The organism is Neisseria sp. HMSC067H09 (assembly GCF_001814135.1).
Lineage (GTDB): Bacteria > Pseudomonadota > Gammaproteobacteria > Burkholderiales > Neisseriaceae > Neisseria.
The window spans coordinates 109,630-124,540 of sequence record NZ_KV814907.1 but is presented as its reverse complement, the minus strand read 5'-3'; the positions used below and the strand labels follow the sequence as shown (position 1 = coordinate 124,540).

Genomic DNA, 14,911 nt, shown 5'->3' with positions numbered 1-14,911 from the left:
TATGCCGGATTTAAAGTTAAGTATGTTTGCTATATTCGGACGACCTTTCGAATAAGATATCACAGCATGGGCTTTGCCAGCGAAAACTTTCCTTCCCGCCGTCTGTCCGACTGCAGCAATCTGGAGACACAGCCTGCACCACGACAACTTTTCAAACGGCCTTCCAACCCGCCCCTAAAGCGAACGATTGCGTCCCGCGTTCGCCCGAGAAAACCGTTGTTCTCAAAATCCAAAAGGTCGTCTGAATTTTTCAGACGACCTTTCTTCCTGTACATCCTTCCTTACCTGCACTCATACCCAAAAATCGCGCGGCGGGTCGAGGACGGGTTTGACGATGCCGGTGCGGACGGCGAAGTCGCCGAAGCCTTCGTCGTCAAGGCGGTTTTGCGCCCAGTTACCGACCCAGCCGTCGACGATTTCGAGGATTTCGGGTTCGGTGATGTTTTCTTTAAAGAGGCGCGGGATGCGGGTGCCTTCGCGGTTGCCGCCTGCGTAGAGGTTGTAGCGGCCGACGGCTTTGCCGACCAAGCCGATTTCGGCGAGCATGGCGCGGCCGCAGCCGTTGGGGCAGCCGGTGACGCGCAGGACGATGTATTCGTCTTCCAAGCCGTATTTGGCGAACATTTCGTCGATTTTGTCGGAGAACGACGGCAGGAAGCGTTCGGCTTCCGCCATCGCCAGCGGACAGGTTGGCAGGGCGACGCACGCCATGGAGTTTTCGCGCTGGATGGTGATGGATTTGCTGATTAAGCCGTGTTCTTTGGCGATTTTGTCTATGGTGTCTTTCAGCTCGGGCGGGACGTTGGCGACGACGAGGTTTTGGTTGGCGGTCAGGCGGAAGTCGCCGGGGTGGATTTTGGCGATTTCGCGCACGCCGGTTTTCAACGGTCTGCCGGGGTAGTCGAGCAGGCGGCCGTTTTCGATAAACAGGGTCAGGTGCCAGTTGCCTTCGAGTCCTTTAACCCAGCCGATGTGGTCGCCGCGATGGGTGAAGGCGTAGGGGCGGATAGGTTCGAACTTGATGCCCATGCGCCGTTCAACTTCTTCTTTGAACACTTCGACGCCGACGCGCTGGAGGGTATAGCGGGTACGTGCGGCTTTGCGGTCGCTGCGGTTGCCCCAGTCGCGCTGGGTGCTGACGACGGCTTCGGCGGCGTTGAGGGTGTATTCGAGGGGGACGAAGCCGAATTCGTAAGAGGTGTTGGGGTAGGTTTTGGTGTTGCCGTGTTCGCTGGACAGTCCGCCGCCGACAAGGACGTTGAAGCCGACAAGTTTGCCGTTTTCTTCGATGGCGACAAAGCCTAAATCATTGGAATGGATGTCCACATCGTTGTCGGGTGGGATGACGACGGCGGTTTTGAATTTGCGCGGCAGATAGGTTTTGCCCAAAATTGGTTCGACGTCGTCGGCGATTTCTTTGTTGCGCGGCTCGGTCGGTTCGGTGGTGAACACTTTTTCACCGTCCAGCCAGACATCGGCGTAAGCCATGGTGCGCGGCAGGAGGTGCATACTGATGCGTTTCGCCCATTCGTAGGCTTCTTGGTGCAGCGGGCTTTGAACGGGATTGCTGGTGCAGAGTACGTTGCGGTTGACGTCGCTGGCGGTGGCGATGGAATCGAGGCCGAGTTTGTGCAGGGACTGGTGCGCCAGTTTCAAATCGGTTTTTAAAATGCCGTGGTATTGGAAGGTTTGGCGGTTGGTCAGGCGGATGGAGCCGTAAATGGTGTGGTCGCCGGCAAATTCGTCTATGCCCAGCCACTGCGCCGGCGTGATGATGCCGCCGGGCAAGCGGCAGCGCAACATCATGTTTTTTAAGGGTTCGAGTTTTTGATCGGTACGCTCGGCACGGATGTCGCGGTTGTCCTGCTCGTACATGCCGTGGAAACGGATGAGCTGGAAATTGTCGGCGGTAAAGCCGCCGGTAAAATCGTCGGTCAAATCGTCTTTGATGGTACCGTGCAGATAGTCGCTGCGGTCTTTCAGGGCTTCGTTGCCGGAAAGCGGGGTATCGGGCAGCTTGGCGCGCGGGTCGGCGGTGGTCGTCATAGGGTGCTCCTTATTCTCAGTTTGGAGCTACTTTAATCAGGTCGTCTGAAAATGGGAAAGAATGGTTTGTTCGATTTAAAGATGATTTCGTTATATCCAAAAGATTACCTGTAATGTAGGGGCACACTGCACCAAATAGAAAAAAGGTCGTCTGAAAATATTTTCAGACGACCTTTAACAGGATATTTGGGATTTAGCGCACGCTGCAAGAAGTTTCTACACGGTTGCCGTACGGATCGGTAAAGCTGAAGGATGCTTCGCCGTTTTTCTCATGCCATTCCGCACCTTTGCCGAACAGGCCGCGGTTGGAAGTGTAGCGCGAGCCGGAACCGGAAACATCGGATGACAATACAGCGCGCTTGTCGTCAAGGCGCAATTCCAACTGATCGTTATTCAAGTTGCGGACATCAACAGACAATCCGTTCTCACAAGAGAAAGTGCGCAAACGGCGGGACTCTGATGTGCGACGGTTTTCTTCATAACGACGCTCTTCACGGCGCATCTCGTTACGATCGTAATTATCATCACGATTGTCGTAACGGTGTTCATGGCGATGCTCGTGACGGGAACCACGTTCGAAATCATAATCCATGTCGGGTGCGACACAGGCACCAAGGGATAATGCGGCGGCAACAGCCAGTAATACTTTTGATTTCATAAATATCTCCTAAACCTAAATAGGAATTTGTCTGCCAAATGCGCTGCCATGTTATAAGCATCTCCACCTCCAAACAAGCGGGATTACGCTAATTTACCCGATATTCCTAAAACTGGTTGTTTGCAGGCAAAAAAGATATTTTTAATGATATTAACCAACATGAGTTTACATGATTACCAAAAAAATCCGCACCATTTTCAGGTGCGGACAGTCGATCCAACCAGTATTTAACGCTGACGTGCCTTAAAGCGCGGGTTACTCTTACAAATAACGTAAACCTTACCCTTCCTGCGGACGATTTGACAGTCGCGGTGGCGTTTTTTCGCTGTTTTCAGTGAAGATAAAACTTGCATTATTTGTCCTTTCTAAATGAAGACATCATCGATTGGAAACGCTGATTGAACTTGCTCGCACGCCCTTCCGTGTTAACGTTTCGCTGTCTGCCGGTGTACACAGGATGAGATGCAGACGACGTATCCAGCGCGAAAAGCGGGTATTCTTTTCCATCTTTCCAAACCATCGTCTTACCATGCGTCTCCGCACAAGAGCGGATAAGCCAGCCTTCATTTGCACCGCTGTCGAAAAATAAAACAGTACGGTAATTATCAGGATGAATATTCGGTTTCATCAATCAATACTCCATAATTAATATGTTATAATATAACATTATACGCTATTTTAAAAATATCGCAAGTTCCCTCCAAATACCTTTTCATAAAAAAGAAATACGGATAAGGCATTAAACCTTACCCGTACTTCTTTTTCATGTATTTTAACGGTTATTCAACAACATAACCTTCTTTATCCCAATGCGTTTTCTTCACCAGCTGATCGTTGGAATAAACCGATTCTGACTTTTTGGCCCCATCTTCGTACCATTCCAAAACAATACCATTACGACGACCATTAGAAATGCTGATTTCCGATAAAATACGACCATTTTCGTCCCAACTCAAAATCTCAGTCGGTTTATCGTTGACCATATTCATTTCCATCTTCGGACTGCCGTCCGGATACCATTGCTTCCAATAACCGTTGGCTTTGTCGTGTTTGAACTGGATCTCGCTTTCCTTCACCCCATTACGGTAATATCGCGAACCGGTTCCTTCACTCAAACCGTTTTGATAAGGCATCACAGCAGATTTCTTACCGTTCGGATACCAGTTTGTCCATTCACCGTTCGGCTTGCTGTTTTTATAAGTCCCTACCATTTTTTTCTGTCCGTTGAAATGCCAAAGCGTCAACGTCCCATTATCTAACACGGGAACAAACACTTTAATTTGCTCTGCAGGAACTTCATACGGATCAGAATATTTCTTCATGGACGGGTAATAAAAATCCTGCGCCTTGGCAATACCTGATTGAACCGTATATTGTCGGACATATGCAACCGATGACATCGTTGCTGTAATTTTGCCATGTTGATTAAAATAAACAGAATGGGATTGCGCCCATGTTTGAGAAAATACACCTAAAAGCAGTACGGCAGCCAAACTTTTTTGCCAATATTGAATCATTGTCAGATTATCCAGAAACTGGAGCCAATAATATCGCTCCTTAGATTAAATGTGCAGATTGAAGTATGCCGACAACACATCATTGTGTTTGTATCATTATAACTTTCATAGCATGGATTGTTAAACACAATATCCGTGCAGGCTATTGATATAAAAGACAATAACTTCGAAAAATGGTTCAATTCAATACAAGCAGCATCAATACATCATTTAAAAACAGGTACCTATCATATTTATTAAGGATGCTTATAAACTAGGTAAATATTTTCTAATATAGTGGATTAACTTTAAACCAGTACGGCGTTGCCTCGCCTTGCCGTACTATCTGTACTGTCTGCGGCTTCGTCGCCTTGTCCTGATTTAAATTTAATCCACTATACATAGCAAGCCCCAAAATCCATAAAAACAAACAGCCGCTTCCCTTAGATAAGGAAGCGGCTGTTTATCTAATAAACTAAGCAAGTGCTTTTTGCAAATCTGCCAATATAGAATTTAATCCGGCTTTAACCTCTTCCGCTTTTGCAGCAGGATGACCGTTTGCATCCAAAGAATCACGACTGAAGCGGTCGACATAAGGCGCAAAGGTATCTTTCAGCTTCAGCAGTTTCACCACATCGGGACGGGTGTAACGATCGCCGCCGTAACCGACAACGATACCGTTCTCATGTTGCCACTGGGCAAATTGTGACGGGCTGATTTGCACCAGTTCGCACATTTCGTCCAGCGAGAAATAACGTTTTGCAGGAATAACGGGATTAGCGTTGTTTGTCATAGTAATGCTCCACCATGCCTTTGAGTTTTTGGCTGGCATGGAAAGTTACTACGCGGCGGGCGGTAATCGGTACTTCTTCGCCAGTTTTCGGATTACGGCCGGGACGCTGCGGTTTGTCGCGCAACTGAAAATTACCGAAACCGGAAATTTTGATTTCTTCGCCGCGTGCCAAAGTGCTGCGGATTTCTTCAAAAAAGAGTTCGACGATTTCTTTGGCATCGTTTTTGGTTACATTGCTGACTTTATCTACCAAAATATCGGCCAATTCGGCTTTAGTTAATGTCATATTATTACCTTCTGTTGTAACAGGTGCAGATTATTACTAATTTCTATTTAAAATTCAAGCGAATATTTATTTTTTAGCTGCGAAGTTGTGCTCCCGCAGCAGTTGCCGCGTCAATCAGTTTTCCGATAACCGGCTCGACTGTTTCATCCGTCAGCGTGTTTTCCATATCCTGCAAAATCACTTTGACCGCCATGCTCTTCATCCCTTCAGGCAGTCCCGTACCGCGATATACGTCAAATACGCTGATTTCCTGTACCAACTTGTTTGCTGCACCTTTCAATGCGGCCAACAAATCATCATGAGTCATGGTTTCAGGCATGACAAACGCCAAATCCCTGCGCACCGGCTGGAATTTCGATACTGCCTGATAGCGCATTTTTTCGCGTTCCAACACGGCGGCCATATCGATTTCAAATACCAGCGGTGCTTGCGGCAAGTCGTATTTTTGCAGCCATTTCGGATGCAATTCGCCGACAAAGCCGATGACTTGGCCGTCTGAAACAATATTGGCGGCGCGTCCTGGATGCAGGGCGGGATGTTCGGTTTTGACAAACTCAACTGCTTTGTTTTTCAACAGATTTTCCACATCGGCCTTGATGTCGTAAAAATCCGCGTTGCGCGTTTTCTCTCCCCATTGTTCGGGCATTGCCGCGCCGTACCACAGGCCACCGATGCGTTCGTTTTGTACAAACAGGCCGTCTGAATCCTTGCTGAACACGCGGGCGATTTCAAACACGCGCACGCGGTTTTGCTTGCGGTTCAGATTGTTTTGCAGAATTTCCACCAAGCCGCCGATGAGCGTGGAACGCATCACGGCATACTGCGCCGCCAGCGGGTTTTGCAGACGGATGGGATTGGCGTTGGCGGCAAAGTCGTGTTCCCACTGCTCGTCAACGAAGGCATAGCTGACCACTTCGCGGTAGCCGCGCGCCGCCATTTCGTTATAAACGGCAAAACGCGGACGGCGGGTTTCGGGCAGCGCCAGCATTTTCAGACGACCTGACGTGTAATCGTCGGGGATATTTTCATAGCCGTAAACGCGGCCGATTTCTTCAATCAAATCGGCTTCGATTTCGATGTCGAAACGGAAACTCGGCGCGGTAACGCGGAAGCCTTCCGCGGTTTTTTCAGGCTGCAGACCCAAGTGCTGCAAAATGGTTTCCACCTGTTCGGCGGGAATGTCCACGCCCAACACCGTTTTCAGACGACCTAAACGCAATTCAACCTGCTTCGCTTCAGGCAATTCGCCTTGCGCTTCCACCATTTCTCCTGCCGCACCGCCGCAGATTTGCAAAACCAATTCGGTGGCGCGTTCGATAGCATCAGCCTGTAAACGGTAATCCACGCCGCGCTCAAAGCGGAACGACGAATCCGAGCCAAAACCGTATTGGCGCGATTTGCCGGCGATGATTTCAGGCGCAAACCAAGCCGCTTCCAGCACGATATTTTGCGTGTCGTCTGAAACCGCGCTTGCCGCGCCGCCCATCAGACCCGCCAAGCTCAACGCACCTTTTTCGTCGGCCACTACCAGCGTGTTTTCAGACAAAGAGACGGTTTTCTCGTTCAGGCATTTCAGCGTTTCACCTTCGCGCGCACGGCGGATGTGCAGGCTGCCTGAAAGTTTGTCGGCATCAAAAACATGCATCGGCTGACCGATTTCCAGCATTACATAATTGCCAATGTCCACCAACGCGGAAATACTGCGGATACCGCTGCGCTCCAAACGCTGCTTCATCCAATCCGGCGTGGCGGCGCGCGCGTTCACGTTTTCAATCACGCGGCTGATAAAGCGGCCGCAATCGGCAGGCGCATCAATCTGCACGGGCTGTTTGCGGCTGCCCGTGATTGGCGCGGCATGGATTGCAGGCTGCTTGAACGCGCAACCTGTCAGCGCGGACACTTCGCGCGCAATGCCTTTAATGCTCAGGCAGTCGGCACGGTTCGGCGTGATTTTCAGCGTGAACACCGTATCGTCCAAATCCAAATATTCACGGATGTTTGCACCGACGGGAGCGTCTTGCGGCAGAATGTGCAGACCGTTCACGCCGTCGTCAGGCAGACCGAGTTCATCGGTGGAACACAACATTCCGTTCGACACCACGCCGCGCATCTTGGTCGGCTTGATTTTGAAATTGCCCGGCAACACCGCACCCGGCAGCGAACACGGCACTTTGATGCCCGCTTTCACATTCGGCGCACCGCACACAATCTGCACCAACTCGCCCGTACCCGCATCGACTTGGGTAACGTTCAAGCGGTCGGCATCAGGATGTTTTTCAACGGATTTCACTTCAGCAATCACCACGCCCGTAAACGCAGGTGCGGCAGTCTCGGCTTCTTCCACTTCCAAGCCGGACATGGTTAACAGGTGTTCCAGCTTATCGGCGGAAAGTTCGGTATCGGCTTGGGTTTTCAGCCATGAGTAGGAGAATTGCATGTTATGTTCTCAAAAAATGTAGGTTGTAATAATTAGAATTGCAAGGTAGTCCGGTGCCGTACATCTGTTTCAGATAGTAGGGATTTTATATCACCATAAAGCCTAGACAGTGGTCTTAAAAAATCGGTACCGTTGATGTTTTTTGGCATTTCCCTATTATTCTTACTATAAAATTCAAAGATCTGATTATAGGTATTTGTTTTATTTTCCTGCTGTTTCAGAGATACAGGAATATCTGGCAGGTACATTGCCAAAAATCCAACCCTTTGGAAATTACGGATTTTAGCTTTACTGGTAAATTCTTTATAATCGGTGAAAAAGCCAACACCCAGAATATCTGTGGTATAGCCGGAAGCCAACAGCCTCTCACGGGCAAAATTCGATTTGACGGACAACCATAAGTTATTGGGCAGACACATCAGTACAAAATCACCATAAGACTGGATTTCCGGATTGTTGGTTTTAAAAAAATGTATGCCATCGATCAAATCAGCCAAAGCCCTTTCCAGCAACATTTCAGAAATAGTTCCCAAATTAGAGACCCCACTCTGTGATTCGGATTCCGTTTGCCGTCTCACCCATGCCAAACGATTTAAATCATCTATTTCAGTCTTAAAGCGGATAAAATTTTCCGAATCAACCTCCTCACCAACCAACAGAGCAATTACTTTCAGAGTGATCTCTGCTTTTAAGTGGATATGTTTTAATACCAAGCCGAATACCGGAAATTCAGCAACAAAAATCCAAATCAGTTTTTGATACGGGTTATTATCATACCTAGGTATCTCGACAGAACAGGATTTTCTTAACGCAGACTGTTGACTTTTGCTCATTTTTGCATATAAGTCGATAATTTCATCCTTAAAATCATCAGCATCCAATTCCATCAGTTTACCTTGAGACGGTAATGCATTGTAAAGCAACCGATATACTGGACGGTAAAATCCGTCTGCAATTTCTTGACTGAAGTGGCTGAAATCAGGTTCAGACGACACTTCTATGCCCCTGATACATTTCACCGAAACATCTTCCATAAATTTAAAAACCTCTTGGCTTTTTACAATCAAAAAGATAAAATGTGCTTAATCTGGTACATTTATAGACCCTGATATGAAGCAAATCCACATCAAATTAAACGACGAACTACACCAAAAATTGTCCACATACTGCAAGCTAAACCATTTAAGTATCCAAGACTTTGTAGAATCTCAATTATTTTCGAGTCTATACAAGTCGCAAACTCCCCAAAACGCACCCTTTCGGTTTATCGACCTTTTTGCTGGAATCGGCGGAATCCGGTTGCCTTTTGAAGAATTGGGAGGGCAATGCGTATTCAGTTCCGAAATCGATAAATTCGCCAAAACAACCTATCAGGCATTCTATGGAGATGTCCCGCATGGCGACATTACACAAATCGCTCCGTCCGAAATTCCTGATTTCGACCTGTTACTAGCCGGATTTCCCTGCCAGCCATTCAGCCAAGCAGGATTGAAAAAAGGCTTTACTGATACACGCGGTACAATGTTTTTCCATATAGAAGAAATCATCCGCCAAAAGCACCCTAAAGCTTTTCTATTGGAAAACGTAAAAGGTTTAAAAGGACACGATAAAGGTCGGACATTCCAAACAATCTATGACTCTCTGACTGCACTTGGCTATACTGTCAATGCCAAAGTAATGGCAGCTAAAGATTTCAACCTACCCCAAAACCGTGAACGGATTTATATAGTCGGCTTTCGCTCTGCAAAAGATGCCGCACAATTTGAATTTCCCCATCCCTTACCTAAAACCGTGAAGGTGGGAGATATCTTGGAATCCTTCCCCGATGCCAAATATACAATTTCAGACAGACTTTGGCAGGGACATTTACGACGCAAAGCCGAGCATAAACAGAAAGGAAATGGTTTTGGTTACGGTCTGTTCAATGCACAATCCGAATATACCAACACTATTTCAGCACGTTACTATAAAGATGGTTCTGAAATTCTGATTGAACAGGAAAATACCAACCCGCGCAAACTTACTCCATTAGAAGCTGCAAGATTACAGGGATTTCCTGATGAAATCGTTCTCAAAGCGCGTAAGCGGGGGGTATCAGATGTGCAACTTTACAAACAATTTGGTAATTCCGTAGCTGTAAATGTCATTCGCAGCATTGCCCAAAAAATAGTTCCTCTACTATAACTTTTTTCTATTCAAAGAATCTGCAATCTGCTGAGCATATCGCTGGGGATTCTTAACAACATCCTTTCCCCAAAATCGAAAGACTTCCCAGCCCTCAGCTTTCAGACGGTCTGTTACTTCTATATCCCGTCGGATATTGCGTTCTATCTTAGCAATCCAAAATTCGCGGTTGCCCTTTATTTCCGCTTTTCTCTGTTCCCAATCCTTGCCGTGCCAAAACTCGCCATCGACAAACACGGCAACTTTGTATTTTTTAAATGAAAAATCAGGCTTCCCAAAAATGCTTCCGCTATTTTTCCGATACCTGAGCCCCAAAGCCCACATCGCTTTTGCCAACACAAGCTCGGGTTTCGTCCCTTTGCTTTTGTTGGACTGCATACATTTTTTGCGTTGCTCGGGGGTTAATCTGTCCATTTCGGGCTACCTGAAAATGTGCAGGCTGCTTTTTCATATTCAGGCAGCCTGCACAATCATTTCGCAAACTGCTTCAAAAAGTTCAAATCGTTATCAAAAAACAGTCGCAAATCATTCACGTTGTAACGCAACATAGCGAAACGGTCGAGGCCGATGCCGAAGGCGAAACCGGTGTATTTCTCGGGGTCGATATTCACGTTTTTCAACACGTTGGGATGCACCATGCCGCAGCCGCCGACTTCCAGCCATTTGCCGTTTTCGCCCATGATGTCGATTTCGGCTGACGGTTCGGTAAACGGAAAGAAAGACGGACGGAAACGTACCTGCAAATCATCGCGTTCGAAAAAGCGGCGGATAAAATCGGTGAACACGGCTTTCAAATCGGCGAAAGTTACGCCCTCTTCTACCCACAAACCTTCAGCTTGGTGGAACATGGGCGAGTGCGTTGCATCGCTGTCCACACGGTAAACGCGGCCGGGGGCGATAATGCGGATGGGCGGCTCTTTTTTGTCGAGCATATAGCGGATTTGAATCGGGGAAGTGTGCGTACGCAAAACATCGCCGTTTTCAACGTAGAACGTATCCTGCATGGCGCGGGCCGGGTGGTTTGCCGGGATATTCAGAGCTTGGAAATTGTGGAAATCGTCCTCGATTTCCGTGCCGTCCGCCACTTCAAAACCCATGCCGTGAAAGAGTTCGACCACGCGCTGCAAAGTCAGGGTTACGGGATGCAGACCGCCGTTTTCCTGCGCGCGTCCGGGCAGGGTAATATCGAGTGCTTCGGCGGCAAGCTGGGCTTGCAGCTTGGCTTCGTTGAGGGCATCGCGTTTATTGTTAAAGGCCGTCTGAAACTGGTTTTTGCACTCATTGATATGCGCACCTATGGTTTTGCGCTCTTCAGGCGACATTTGACCTAAGGTTTTCAGAAGTCCGGTCAACTCGCCGGTTTTACCAAGATAATGGGCTTTGATTTGTTCTAGAGCGTTGAAGTCTTGCGCGGCTTCTACTGCGGCAATACCTTCTGCAACGATACGGTTTACATTTTCCATAGTGGTTTATCGTCTGTCGGTTGATGATGGGTCGTCTGAAACAATGAGGCCGCCTGTATGGTTTGGTGTTACCAAACTTTTCAGACGACCTTTTATCGTTTACGGCCAATCCGTTTGATAGAATCGGCGTATTTTAGCGCAAATCAATTCAAAAAAATAGACTTTAAAGAAAGAAAATCAATCACATAGACTTTATTCAAACAAAGAAAAAAGGAAGCCGTAGCTTCCTTTTTAAATTTTTTGGATTAAGCAGCCAAAGCAGCTTTGGCTTTCTCAACCAATTGTGCAAAAGTGGCTTTATCGAATACAGCCAGATCAGCCAATACTTTTCGGTCGATTTCGATAGAGGCGCGTTTCAGACCGTTCATGAATTTGCTGTAAGACAAACCGTTTTCACGAGCACCTGCATTGATACGGACAATCCACAATTGACGGAATTGGCGTTTGCGTTGACGACGGTCACGGTATGCGTACTGACCAGCTTTCATTACCGCTTGCTTGGCAACGCGGTATACGTTTTTACGACGACCGCGGTAGCCTTTGGCTAACGCGAAGATTTTTTGGTGACGGGCACGAGCGGTTACACCGCGTTTTACGCGTGGCATATTCTAAACTCCTTAAGCGTAGGGTAACATTTTAGCAACAGAAGCCAAATCGCGATCGTTTACCATAGAGGTACCGCGCAGTTGGCGTTTGTTTTTAGTGGTCTTTTTAGTCAAGATGTGGCGTTTGAACGCATGAGCGCGTTTTACACCGCCGTTACCCAGTACTTTGAAGCGTTTTTTCGCGCTAGACTTGGTTTTCATTTTAGGCATGGGAAAACTCCATTCGTTATTAGATAAGGCATCAGGGGGTTTTAAAACATTGGTTTCAAACACTTGAACCCAAAATGCCACGGTTTTTGCCGCCAATCAAAAGCTTACTCCGAAGCGGCAATCGGGGTAAGCTGAAAATTATAACTTTATTTTTTCTTCGGTGCAATCATCATCACCATTTGACGACCTTCCATTTTAGGGAAGGATTCGATTTGAGCCACTTCCGCCAAATCCTCTTTTACGCGCTCTAAAAGTTGCGCACCGAGTTGCTGGTGAGCCATTTCACGCCCGCGGAAACGAAGCGTGACTTTGACTTTATCGCCGTCAGCCAAGAAGCGGTTGATGTTGCGCATTTTGATTTGATAATCGCCTTCATCGGTACCCGGACGGAATTTGATTTCCTTAATTTGTACCTGCTTCTGGTTTTTCTTGGCTTCGTCGCGTTTCTTGGCTTGTTGGTATTTATATTTACCGTAATCCATCAGTTTGCACACAGGCGGTTTGGCAGTAGGGGAAATCTCTACCAAATCCACATCCTGCTCTTCGGCCATGGCCAAAGCTTCACGAACCGATACAACACCAAGCTGTTCGCCTGACTCACTGATTAAACGCACTTCTTTAGCGGTAATTTCGCCATTGATTCGTGCTTCGCGTTCTTGAGCGATGATGAATACTCCTATAAAAATTAATGGTTGACGAGGGCGTCTGCGATTTCTTGCTGCAGTTGCGCAATGAAATCATCCAAATCCAAAGAACCCAAGTCTTCTGCTTTGCGGCGCACGGCCACTTTGTTTTCTTGCTTCTCTTTATCGCCGACAACGATTTGATAAGGGAAGCGGTATTGGCTGTTATCACGGATTTTGTAACCGATTTTTTCGTTACGCAAATCCAGCTCTACACGGAAGCCAGCAGCCTGCAATTTGGCAGCTACTTCACGGCAGTAATCTGCTTGATTTTCGGTGATATTCATAATCACCATTTGAACCGGCGCCAACCATAGTGGGAAAGAACCTGCATGGTTTTCAATCAAAATACCGATAAATCGTTCCAAAGAACCCAAAATGGCTCGGTGCAACATTACCGGACGGGCGCGGTCATTGTTTTCGGTTACATATTCTGCATCTAAACGTTCCGGCAATACAAAGTCCAGTTGCAGCGTACCACACTGCCAAGAACGTCCCAATGCATCTTTAACATGATATTCGATTTTAGGTCCGTAGAACGCACCTTCACCCGGCAATTCGCCCCATTCCACGCCGCAAGCAGTCAATGCTTCGCGCAGGCCTTGTTCTGCCTTATCCCAGACGTCGTCTGAACCGGCACGCTTCTCAGGACGCAGTGAAAGTTTGACGGACACATCATGGAAACCGAATTGCTTGTAAATACGAACCAGCAATTCATTGAATGCCCGCGCTTCGCTGACGATTTGATCTTCGGTACAGAAAATATGCGCATCGTCTTGTACAAAACCTCGGACACGCATCAGTCCATGTAATGCACCGCTCGGCTCGTTGCGATGGCAAGAACCAAATTCTGCTAAACGCATTGGCAAATCGCGGTACGAGCGCAGACCGTTATTGAAAATCTGAACATGTCCCGGGCAGTTCATCGGTTTAACCGCGTATTCGCGCTTTTCCGAACTGGTTACGAACATATTGTCTTTGTAGTTATCCCAGTGACCGGATTTTTCCCAAAAGGTTTTATCCATGATTTGGGGGGTTTTGACTTCTTTGTAACCGGCGGCATTCAGCTCTTTACGCATATGCTGCTCGATAGTCTGCCACAAAGCCCAACCTTTGGGATGCCAAAACACCATACCCGGCGCTTCGTCCTGCAAGTGGAACAAATCCAGTTGCTTGCCCAATTTGCGGTGGTCGCGTTTTTCTGCTTCTTCAATGCGTTGGATATAGGCTTTTAATTCGTCTTTTGTCGCCCAAGCGGTGCCGTAAATACGTTGCAGCATTTCATTATTGCTGTCGCCGCGCCAGTATGCGCCTGCCAGCTTGGTCAGCTTGAAGTTTTTCAGGAAGCGGGTGTTCGGAACGTGCGGACCGCGGCACATATCAACATATTCCTGATGATGATACATACCCATTGCTTCAACTTCGGGCATATCTTCAATCAGGCGCAGTTTATATTCTTCGCCGCGATCTTGGAAAATTTTGATGGTTTCGGCACGCGGAGTCATGATTTTGATTACATCATAATCTTGTGCAATCAATTCTTTCATGCGCGCTTCGATAGCGGCAACATCCTCAGGCGTAAACGGTTTTTCCGTTGCGATATCGTAATAAAAGCCCTCTTCAATGACGGGGCCGATAACCATTTTTGCATTAGGATAGAGCTGCTTGACCGCATGACCGACAAGGTGGGCGCAAGAGTGGCGGATGATTTCAACGCCTTCTTGGTCTTTCGGGGTAATGATTTGGACGGTTGAATCTTCGGTAATCGGATCGCACGCATCGACCAATTTGCCGTTTACCTTACCCGCCACTGTCGCCTTCGCCAAACCTGCTCCGATAGACGCGGCAATCTGTGCCACGGTAACGGGCGATTCGTATTGGCGGACTGAGCCGTCCGGCAAGGTAATGTTCAACATCAAAAAAGCTCCAAAACATTAAAAAATAACGGCATAAATGCCGTTTGGGAAATTTGGTAGGCACGATTGGATTCGAACCAACGACCCCCACCATGTCAAGGTGGTGCTCTAACCAACTGAGCTACGTGCCTGTT

General features: G+C 47.7%; 16 protein-coding genes, 1 tRNA gene and 1 pseudogene. 1 reads left to right on the top strand and 17 read right to left on the bottom strand.

Going from position 1 to position 14,911, the window contains the following annotated elements:
- Positions 1–291 precede the first annotated feature (291 nt).
- The 10 genes and pseudogenes from cysI to HMPREF2954_RS05905 form a co-directional block, all read right to left on the bottom strand.
- Positions 292–2,046 carry an assimilatory sulfite reductase (NADPH) hemoprotein subunit gene (gene cysI, locus HMPREF2954_RS05945; protein ID WP_045072394.1) on the bottom strand — a complete coding sequence of 585 codons (1,755 nt, stop codon included), beginning with the start codon at positions 2,044–2,046 and terminating at the stop codon, positions 292–294.
- A gap of 193 nt (positions 2,047–2,239) precedes the next feature.
- Positions 2,240–2,704: an MliC family protein gene (locus HMPREF2954_RS05940; protein WP_045072395.1), complete on the bottom strand. Its 465-nt coding sequence runs from the start codon at positions 2,702–2,704 to the stop codon at positions 2,240–2,242.
- A 227-nt stretch (positions 2,705–2,931) separates the two neighbouring features.
- Positions 2,932–3,057 (bottom strand): type B 50S ribosomal protein L36, encoded by a 126-nt coding sequence (ykgO, locus tag HMPREF2954_RS05935; RefSeq protein ID WP_003685279.1) that lies wholly within the window; start codon positions 3,055–3,057, stop codon positions 2,932–2,934.
- Entirely contained in the window at positions 3,057–3,332 is a 276-nt protein-coding gene (locus HMPREF2954_RS05930; protein WP_003744241.1) for a type B 50S ribosomal protein L31, read from the bottom strand. The genes ykgO and HMPREF2954_RS05930 overlap by 1 nt, the downstream gene beginning before the upstream one ends.
- 151 nt (positions 3,333–3,483) lie before the next feature.
- Positions 3,484–4,221 (bottom strand): toxin-antitoxin system YwqK family antitoxin, encoded by a 738-nt coding sequence (locus tag HMPREF2954_RS05925; protein WP_039404935.1) that lies wholly within the window; start codon positions 4,219–4,221, stop codon positions 3,484–3,486.
- A gap of 271 nt (positions 4,222–4,492) precedes the next feature.
- Positions 4,493–4,615, bottom strand: a pseudogene (locus HMPREF2954_RS12970) (IS5/IS1182 family transposase); the annotation flags it as partial.
- Positions 4,616–4,675: 60 nt separating this feature from the next.
- Positions 4,676–4,993, bottom strand: a complete 318-nt coding sequence (locus HMPREF2954_RS05920) for a hypothetical protein (RefSeq protein WP_045072396.1) — start codon at positions 4,991–4,993, stop codon at positions 4,676–4,678.
- Positions 4,977–5,279 carry an integration host factor subunit alpha gene (locus HMPREF2954_RS05915; protein ID WP_003675494.1) on the bottom strand — a complete coding sequence of 101 codons (303 nt, stop codon included), beginning with the start codon at positions 5,277–5,279 and terminating at the stop codon, positions 4,977–4,979. The genes HMPREF2954_RS05920 and HMPREF2954_RS05915 overlap by 17 nt, the downstream gene beginning before the upstream one ends.
- A 73-nt stretch (positions 5,280–5,352) precedes the next feature.
- Positions 5,353–7,716, bottom strand: a complete 2,364-nt coding sequence (gene pheT / locus HMPREF2954_RS05910) for a phenylalanine--tRNA ligase subunit beta (protein ID WP_045072397.1) — start codon at positions 7,714–7,716, stop codon at positions 5,353–5,355.
- Positions 7,717–7,748: 32 nt separating this feature from the next.
- Positions 7,749–8,750 (bottom strand): hypothetical protein, encoded by a 1,002-nt coding sequence (locus tag HMPREF2954_RS05905; protein ID WP_003757800.1) that lies wholly within the window; start codon positions 8,748–8,750, stop codon positions 7,749–7,751.
- 76 nt (positions 8,751–8,826) lie between these two features.
- Here HMPREF2954_RS05905 and dcm point away from each other — a divergent pair, with 76 nt between their 5' ends.
- Complete coding sequence (gene dcm, locus HMPREF2954_RS05900; protein ID WP_003757798.1) at positions 8,827–9,900, top strand: DNA cytosine methyltransferase; 1,074 nt, start codon at positions 8,827–8,829, stop codon at positions 9,898–9,900.
- Here dcm and HMPREF2954_RS05895 read toward each other — a convergent pair.
- The 7 genes from HMPREF2954_RS05895 to HMPREF2954_RS05865 all read right to left on the bottom strand — a co-directional run bounded on the left by HMPREF2954_RS05895 (position 9,895) and on the right by HMPREF2954_RS05865 (position 14,908).
- Entirely contained in the window at positions 9,895–10,314 is a 420-nt protein-coding gene (locus tag HMPREF2954_RS05895; protein ID WP_009174071.1) for a very short patch repair endonuclease, read from the bottom strand. The genes dcm and HMPREF2954_RS05895 overlap by 6 nt on opposite strands.
- A gap of 56 nt (positions 10,315–10,370) precedes the next feature.
- Positions 10,371–11,363 carry a phenylalanine--tRNA ligase subunit alpha gene (gene pheS, locus HMPREF2954_RS05890; RefSeq protein WP_045072398.1) on the bottom strand — a complete coding sequence of 331 codons (993 nt, stop codon included), beginning with the start codon at positions 11,361–11,363 and terminating at the stop codon, positions 10,371–10,373.
- Between the two features lie 245 nt (positions 11,364–11,608).
- Complete coding sequence (gene rplT / locus HMPREF2954_RS05885) at positions 11,609–11,968, bottom strand: 50S ribosomal protein L20 (RefSeq protein WP_045072399.1); 360 nt, start codon at positions 11,966–11,968, stop codon at positions 11,609–11,611.
- A gap of 12 nt (positions 11,969–11,980) precedes the next feature.
- Complete coding sequence (gene rpmI / locus HMPREF2954_RS05880; RefSeq protein ID WP_002232040.1) at positions 11,981–12,178, bottom strand: 50S ribosomal protein L35; 198 nt, start codon at positions 12,176–12,178, stop codon at positions 11,981–11,983.
- Between the two features lie 146 nt (positions 12,179–12,324).
- Positions 12,325–12,846: a translation initiation factor IF-3 gene (gene infC, locus HMPREF2954_RS05875; protein WP_074895063.1), complete on the bottom strand. Its 522-nt coding sequence runs from the start codon at positions 12,844–12,846 to the stop codon at positions 12,325–12,327.
- Positions 12,847–12,863: 17 nt separating this feature from the next.
- Positions 12,864–14,777 (bottom strand): threonine--tRNA ligase, encoded by a 1,914-nt coding sequence (gene thrS / locus HMPREF2954_RS05870; RefSeq protein ID WP_060974464.1) that lies wholly within the window; start codon positions 14,775–14,777, stop codon positions 12,864–12,866.
- 54 nt (positions 14,778–14,831) lie between these two features.
- A tRNA-Val gene (locus HMPREF2954_RS05865) sits at positions 14,832–14,908 on the bottom strand.
- Between the last annotated feature and the right edge of the window lie 3 nt (positions 14,909–14,911).

Excerpts from the sequence above, each read along its gene's own strand:
- dcm (WP_003757798.1), top strand. The coding sequence starts at position 8,827 with ATGAAGCAAATCCACATCAAATTAAACGACGAACTACACCAAAAATTG.
- ykgO (WP_003685279.1), bottom strand. The coding sequence starts at position 3,057 with ATGCAAGTTTTATCTTCACTGAAAACAGCGAAAAAACGCCACCGCGAC.
- HMPREF2954_RS05925 (WP_039404935.1), bottom strand. The coding sequence starts at position 4,221 with ATGATTCAATATTGGCAAAAAAGTTTGGCTGCCGTACTGCTTTTAGGT.
- pheS (WP_045072398.1), bottom strand. The coding sequence starts at position 11,363 with ATGGAAAATGTAAACCGTATCGTTGCAGAAGGTATTGCCGCAGTAGAA.
- HMPREF2954_RS05915 (WP_003675494.1), bottom strand. The coding sequence starts at position 5,279 with ATGACATTAACTAAAGCCGAATTGGCCGATATTTTGGTAGATAAAGTC.
- HMPREF2954_RS05940 (WP_045072395.1), bottom strand. The coding sequence starts at position 2,704 with ATGAAATCAAAAGTATTACTGGCTGTTGCCGCCGCATTATCCCTTGGT.
- HMPREF2954_RS05920 (WP_045072396.1), bottom strand. The coding sequence starts at position 4,993 with ATGACAAACAACGCTAATCCCGTTATTCCTGCAAAACGTTATTTCTCG.
- rpmI (WP_002232040.1), bottom strand. The coding sequence starts at position 12,178 with ATGCCTAAAATGAAAACCAAGTCTAGCGCGAAAAAACGCTTCAAAGTA.
- HMPREF2954_RS05895 (WP_009174071.1), bottom strand. The coding sequence starts at position 10,314 with ATGGACAGATTAACCCCCGAGCAACGCAAAAAATGTATGCAGTCCAAC.
- rplT (WP_045072399.1), bottom strand. The coding sequence starts at position 11,968 with ATGCCACGCGTAAAACGCGGTGTAACCGCTCGTGCCCGTCACCAAAAA.
- thrS (WP_060974464.1), bottom strand. The coding sequence starts at position 14,777 with ATGTTGAACATTACCTTGCCGGACGGCTCAGTCCGCCAATACGAATCG.
- HMPREF2954_RS05930 (WP_003744241.1), bottom strand. The coding sequence starts at position 3,332 with ATGAAACCGAATATTCATCCTGATAATTACCGTACTGTTTTATTTTTC.
- pheT (WP_045072397.1), bottom strand. The coding sequence starts at position 7,716 with ATGCAATTCTCCTACTCATGGCTGAAAACCCAAGCCGATACCGAACTT.
- HMPREF2954_RS05905 (WP_003757800.1), bottom strand. The coding sequence starts at position 8,750 with ATGGAAGATGTTTCGGTGAAATGTATCAGGGGCATAGAAGTGTCGTCT.
- cysI (WP_045072394.1), bottom strand. The coding sequence starts at position 2,046 with ATGACGACCACCGCCGACCCGCGCGCCAAGCTGCCCGATACCCCGCTT.